This is a genomic window from uncultured Sphingomonas sp., from assembly GCF_964235535.1.
Taxonomy (GTDB): domain Bacteria; phylum Pseudomonadota; class Alphaproteobacteria; order Sphingomonadales; family Sphingomonadaceae; genus Sphingomonas.
Genome location: NZ_CAXSBH010000093.1, coordinates 1 through 4,180, shown reverse-complemented (window position 1 = coordinate 4,180; position 4,180 = coordinate 1). Strand labels below are relative to the sequence as shown.

The window sequence follows — 4,180 nt, the reverse complement described above, 5'->3', positions numbered from 1 at the left end:
CCGAGAACCCGCCCGATCGGTATCCGGTCTCGAAGCTGGCATAGAACAATGACCTCTCGGCCACGTCGAATTCTACGGCGGCGCGGTAGGTCACCTTGTTGTTCTTCAGCCGGCTGTCGTCGTTCCTATCGGTGCGCACCACGATCGCGCCGGTCGGAACCCCGCCGGAAAAGAGCGGAAGTACCGGTACGCCCGGGGGCGGGAACGCGAACGGGATCTGGTCGGCCCTGTCCGTGAGCGGGAACAACGGTGCGTTGGGGCACGTCGGGATACCGTTCACGAAGTTGAGGCAGACGATCGCGCCGGCCGTCGTGGTCCCGCTGAACCGCTTCTTGTCGTCGGTATACCTTACGCCGCCGACCAGACGCAGCTGGTCCGTCAGATGGGCAGTGACGCGCCCGAACGGAGCATAGGATCGCGTCTTGTAGCGAACGTCCTGAAACGTGACCGCGGAAGAAAGCGAGAGAGCCAGCCGCGACTTGATCTTCTCGTCATAGACGTAGCCGCCGATCGTATAATCGAAGATGCCGATGCGCGTGCCCTCGAAGCGTGCCTCAAGGCTGAACTGCTCGTCCTTCTCGCGATTGCGATAGAGAAAGCTGGGTGCCGCGAGAAAGTTCAGCGACGCGTAGCGCCACGCGGGTACGATGGTTAGGACGCCCGCCCCCGTATCGTAGGAGATCTCCGCATTGGTGCCGAGAAAATCATTCTGCTGAAACGGGGTCCGCTCGAGCGGATCAAGGAAACGCCCCGCCGTGCCCGCGGGTACTCGCGTACGATAGGCCTGCCCGGCCGGGGTGTACTGCCCGTCCGCGACCGGAACGCCCGATGGGATCAGGAGATAGCCCCCCGCGGCCGGATTGAACAGGTAGTTGCCGATATAGCTGACGCCCGCGCCCACCCCGCCGGTATGGCTGTAATCGCCCGCTACACGCACGGTCAGCGCCGGGGTGAGCTCGGATTTCAGCTGTACGCGCAAGGACTCGGTCCGCTCGTCGGAGGTGCCGTCGCGCAGATAACCATCGCGGCGCGCGACGCTGCCCGAGATGCGCAGCGCGCCGTTCGCGCCGAGCGGGGCGTTCACCGCGCCCTCCGCCGTGATCGCGTCGTAGTTGCCGTAGCTGGCCGTGGCGTAGCCCGAGAGCTCACCCAATCTCGGCTGTACGGGGATTACGTTGATCGCGCCGCCGGTGGCGTTTCGACCGTAGAGCGTACCTTGCGGCCCTTTCAGGATCTCGATCCGCTCCAGGTCGAAGAAGACGCCGGTCTGGGAACTGGGACGGCCTACATAGACGCCGTCATAGTTGAAGGCGATCGCCGGGTCGCTGTTGGCGGACACGGTGAAGTTGCCGACGCCGCGCAAGAACGTGATGTTCCCCGTGCCGGTCGGCTGGATCGTAAGCGCGGGCGCAAGCTCACCAAGGCGATCGACCTGGGTAACGCCCGCCGTGACCAGGTCCGCGCCCTGAACGACGTCGACGGCGACCGCCGCACGTTGCAAATTTTCCTCGCGTCGCTGCGCCGTGACGATGATGTCGCCCAAACCCGACGCGGGCGTCTGGTCCGCCGATGCGGCTTGTTCGGACGGTGCCGGCCCCGTCGCCGCAGGTGCCGTAGTCGCCTGGGCGAAGACCGCTTCCGGCATCAAGATCAACATGGAAGCCGACGTCAGCAGGCCTGAACGCATAAACCCTCCCCTTCTGTCGCGGCCCGGCTTCGAAGCGAGGCTTCACGATCGTTTTTTTGTTATCCGTCGATCCTAGGTGATGCGGCGAGGAAACGCATGATAGCGGTTTCATGCCGGCGATACGAAAATGGGTATCGACGAAGCCAGGGCTCGATCGCTTCACCAGCCGACTCCGGCAGCACGTGTAACAAGCGCGCGCACGGACGAGAATGGCGTTGGCGCGGAGCGTGTCCACGGCGTTGCGGTTGGTCGCGGCACCGGTGCCGGATGCCATACCGAAAAAGCCGGCTTTGGGATTGACGGCATAGAGCCGACCGTCCTCGCCGAACCGGGGCCACGCGATGTCGTCGCCGATCATCTCCGCCGTCCAGCCCGGGATGGTGGGGTCGGTCTTGCCGTAAGCGCCCGGAAAGGCGGCCGCGACATAGCGACATAGCGCGCGTCCTTCGAGCGACGTGAGTTTCAGGATGAGCATGTGCTCGGCGAGCCATCCCTCGTCCCGCGCCATCACGGAAGCGGTCCGCGACACGAAGCACTGTTCCCCAGGAGTGCGTTGCCGCCATGGCCCGATCCGTAGGACCACATCTCGCGCGTCTCGGGATAGTGGACGATCCATTTCTCGTCCGAGCATGGCCAGGGCACGTCCCGACCATCGCGATCGAGCGGCATCCCGACTGAGTGGACGCATCGGATGGAGAGACCGTCGTCGCCCAGCATTCCGAGCGCAGGCGTACCCATGCGCGCCATGATCCGCATGGACAGCACCATGTAGGCGCTGTCGGTGATCTCCACGCCGATCACGCTCTTGTCGGAGCCGAGCGGACCCATGCAGAAGGGCCCCGCATGCATGGTTCGTCCGCGCATGGAGGCGGCGAATAGATCGTCCACCGTCACCCGGGTCGCGGCCGGGTCCCACTAATTGTCGGGGGGTCCGGCATCGCCTTCGCGCTCGGAAGAGATGAACATCCTGCTCTCGACCCGCGCCACATCACGCGGGTCCGAGCGTGCAAGGAAGCTGTTCGGTCGCTTAGCGGGATCAAGTCTCGTGAGCGTTCCGGATGCGACCAGCTATGCCGACAGTTCATGCCATTCATGGTCCGATCCATGGCACCGATGGAGGCGGTCCGGCCGGGTCGGCAGAGCGACGCGCTTCACCTAGTCGACGAGCTCCCTATTCTTCGTCGCTGGCTCCGCTGGCTGAAAATCGCCCATCAGCCCTGCATCCGTCGCCATCGCTCACCCCCGTCCCGTCCATTCACTCCAGCTCCAGGATCACCGCATCCACCGCCAGGCTCTCGCCCGCCTTGGCCTCGACCGCTTTGACCCGGCCCGCTTTTCCCGCGCGCAGGATGTTCTCCATCTTCATCGCCTCGACCACCGCCAGGGGCTGGCCCGCCTCCACCCGGTCGCCCACGCCCACATCGAGCCGCACGAGCAGCCCCGGCATCGGTGCGAGCAGGAAACGCGACAGGTCGGGCGGCACCTTCTCCAACAGGTGGCGCGCATAGGGCGCGACGCGCGCGGGGAGCACGCGGGCCGTATGCGAGGCCCCGCGCGTCGTCAGGCGGAAGCCGGTCGTGGTCGGGGCGATGCGGACGGTAAGCGTCTCGTCTTCTTGCTCCACCTCCACCATCCGGTCGCCCGGCGTGTATTCCATCGCCAGTTCGAGCTGCTCGCCATCGACCAGCAGCGTATCGCCGTCGATCAGCACCTGATGCGACGCGCCGCCGATCCTGACCACCCACTCGCCCGGCGGCGGCAAGCGCCGGCCCAGCTGCCCGTCCACCCGCCGCGCGCGGTCGGCGTGCGCGGTCGCGGCGAACGCGGCCACTGCCGCGAGCGTCCGCAGCAGCTCCCCGCCCGCGGGCGCGCCGGTGAAGCCGTCCGGGTATTCCTCCGCGATGAACCCCGTCGTGATCTCGCCCGACCGGAAGCGCGGATGCTGCATCAGTGCGGACAGGAAGTCGAGATTGTTGCCCGGCCCTTCGATCTCGAACGCGTCGAGCGCGTGGACCTGGAGATCGATCGCCTCGATCCGCGTCGGGGCCCAGGTGATCAGCTTGGCGATCATCGGGTCGTAGAACATCGACACCTCGCCGCCTTCGAGCACGCCGTCATCCACGCGGACATAGGGCGCCTTGAAGTCCTCCCCGGGACGGGGAGGGGGACCGTCGCCGAAGGCGATGGTGGAGGGGGCTATCGACCCGCGCGGACCTGCGTCCGTTGCAGCCCCCCCTCCGTCGGCGCTGCGCGCCGCCACCTCCCCGTCCCGGGGAGGATTGTAGCGCACCAGCCGCCCCGTGCTCGGCAGGAACCCCCGATACGGGTCTTCCGCATAGACCCGGTTCTCGACCGCCCAACCGTCCAGCCGCACGTCGTCCTGCCCGAACCCCAGCTTCTCGCCAGCCGCGACCCTAATCATCTGCTCGACCAGGTCCAGCCCGGTCACCGCCTCCGTCACCGGATGCTCGACCTGCAGCCGCGTGTTCATCT

General features: G+C 66.4%; 2 protein-coding genes and 2 pseudogenes. All 4 read right to left on the bottom strand.

The features are described 5' to 3' along the window. Positions 1 to 1,645 (bottom strand): TonB-dependent receptor (locus tag ACFE7F_RS15540; protein ID WP_375404754.1); only part of this gene is annotated, 1,645 nt, incomplete at its 3' end. 310 nt (positions 1,646 to 1,955) lie between these two features. After that, positions 1,956 to 2,162: pseudogene (locus tag ACFE7F_RS15535) on the bottom strand (phosphoenolpyruvate carboxykinase domain-containing protein); the annotation flags it as partial. A gap of 32 nt (positions 2,163 to 2,194) precedes the next feature. Then, positions 2,195 to 2,755 (bottom strand): annotated as a pseudogene (locus ACFE7F_RS15530) (hypothetical protein). Positions 2,756 to 2,942: 187 nt separating this feature from the next. Further along, positions 2,943 to 4,180: biotin/lipoyl-containing protein (locus ACFE7F_RS15525; protein ID WP_375404753.1), on the bottom strand; the 1,238-nt coding region annotated here is incomplete at its 5' end.